General features: G+C 49.6%; 1 protein-coding gene. It reads right to left on the bottom strand.

Annotated elements, in window-relative coordinates; all coding sequences use genetic code 11:
* The coding region (locus V6D20_23500; protein HEY9818745.1) for a PPC domain-containing protein at positions 1–1,844 on the bottom strand (1,844 nt) is incomplete at its 3' end.
* Positions 1,845–2,401: the final 557 nt, after the last annotated feature.

Below are 2,401 nucleotides of genomic sequence, written 5' to 3'. Positions count from 1 at the left end.
ACACCCCAGAGATTGCCCCCGAGGTTGGGCTGATCGGGGAAGGTTGGCTCACCGATGGATGCCGCAACTGCCACTGCTGCATCCACCAAACCATAGCCATAGATACTACTAAAGCCAGGGTTGACTGGAATGGATGCTCCTGACTCAACCGTAAGGGCCATAGTATAGTCCCCAGTGCTGCCTGGAGTGCCACTGCCCACAATGAAGGGGTTGTAGTCGTAGTTCCAGTATCCACTTAGGCCGATATAGTAGTTGCCGGCTTCTGTAGCAGTGAACTCAAGGTATGGATCGAAGGAGAAGGGTTCATCAGGTGCTGGATTATCATCACTGAGAAGCAGCTCATTGCCCAACGCATCAAAGATCCGGAGTCCTGAATCTAGCGATCCACCGAATTGATGGGCATCCACGTCGATCATTAAGCGATCGCCCGCATTCAGTTGCACACTGAACATATCCACATCCAGACCAGGAGCCAAGGATGGATTATCGCCAATCACACCCTGTACTTCAATCGTGCCGGGGGTAGCAGAACTCAAGCCGGTGTAAATGGCTTCCGTGAGCGTATCGTTGGATTCATCACTACTCAAGTCATGAGCAACGTCGATGGTTAGAGTATATTCCCCAGTGCTGCCTGAGGCTCCACTGAAGGGGTCAAACGGATCGTAGAGAGCATTTCCATATCCACTGATACCAATGTAGTAATTTCCGGTTTGCCCAGCGGTGAACTGTAGATAAGGGTCATAAGACAGCGTCTCCCCAGGCGCTGCAGCATCATCACTAAACGCTACCTCATTGCCACTGGCATCAAACACCCGCACCACAGAATCTAGCCAGGTTCCTTGGGCAAAGGCATCGATATCAACCGTCAGCACATCACCCGCATCAAGGCGCACGTGGAAAAAGTCGCGATCGAATGTTGGGATCACATTCGGGCTATCCCCAATTACCCCGGTAAACTGCACTTGTCCCGGATTACTAGAGCTGAGCCCAGTTAAAATTCCCTGGGTGATCAGATCATTTTGTTCACGGGCGTAGGGCATCAGGGTAAGGTTGAGCTGATAATCTCCCCTGCTGCTCGATGAACCACTGTACGGCGTCAGTGGGCTATAGTCGAAGTTGGGGTATCCACTGACGCCGATGTAATAAGTTCCAGTTGTATCCGCAGTAAAGTCTAAGTACGAATCAAAGGTAAATTCTTCTCCCGGCGCTTGATCATCATCGCTCCAAGCTATCTCATTGCCTGCTGCATCAAAGAGGCGCAGACCGGAATCGAGGGAGGTTCCCAATAACTCAGCGTCAATGTCAATTAAAAGGCGATCGCCCGCCTGCAGTGAAACCGAGTAGAAGTCTACATCCAGATCAGGAGCTAGGTGGTTCGTCCCACCAATAGTGCCATTGATGGTCAGTTCACTTAGTCCGGAATAGAGACCGGTAGATAAGGCTGTCGACAAGGCATCATCTGTCCCAGCTTCTCCCTGTCTATTGATAACCGTCGCTGCTCGATTGGGTGAGAGCAGAATTCTATCCGATAGGGAACCCACTAGGTTTTGCTGGGTGGATCTACCAAGAATGGTGTCTGCATTAGTGTCATCCTTCAGTTGAGTGTCGTCAATCAGTACCGTCGCTGGCGATAGGTCATAACCGCGTAAATCGTGGGGAGATGGATCAGCCAAAGGGCCTAGCGCTGCAATCGCATCGCGCAGGCTCAACAGGGATGGACTAGAGGCAAAACGATGGGTTAAATCGGGTAAGCCATAGTGAGTAGGAGCCAGTTCCTTCGCGCCATGGGAAACCTCAAGATTAAGCCAATCTTGTTCAATTGCGGGGGCAAATACATCTGTCATAATGCATCCTTAGGAAAAATATAGATGTCGAATTTGCAGCAGGCACAGAGCACTGCCACATCAATTATTCGAGCGTTCTACAGGTAGGAACCACAAATCTTAAACCCATGATGCTCTGCAAGCATTTATTTACAAGACGTGGGCGATCGCCCACACCCCTGAGGCTTGGCTAACAAGATAAATTTACCTAGACCAACCTAACTAGATAAATCATTTAATAGTCAAGACAATGCAGCAGATCATCAGAAAACTGAAAACCTTGAATCTAAATTCTTGCCCGTCTGATTCAGCAAACCCAAGTTTCACGAAGAGATGGGCCGTCTGATCAACCGTCTCAGAATGTTTCAATCCCCCATTATCTAACACCATAGGTTGCAACAGTACAGGGACTAGTACTGTAGTTCAACCGATGGGGCGAAAATTGAGGATTCGATCCTATGTAGCGAGTCACTCCGAACGATCACGAAGAGACCTTGATCCATGATCGGCTTTGCACCAAGATGCAAAGCCAACCGTAAATACACGGGCAGGTTTCCGGATTCCGGACATTACTCTGA

Source organism: Candidatus Obscuribacterales bacterium, assembly GCA_036703605.1.
Taxonomy (GTDB): domain Bacteria; phylum Cyanobacteriota; class Cyanobacteriia; order RECH01; family RECH01; genus RECH01.
Note: the sequence above shows the minus strand (reverse complement) of the source record. Positions and strands in the feature narration are given on the sequence as shown.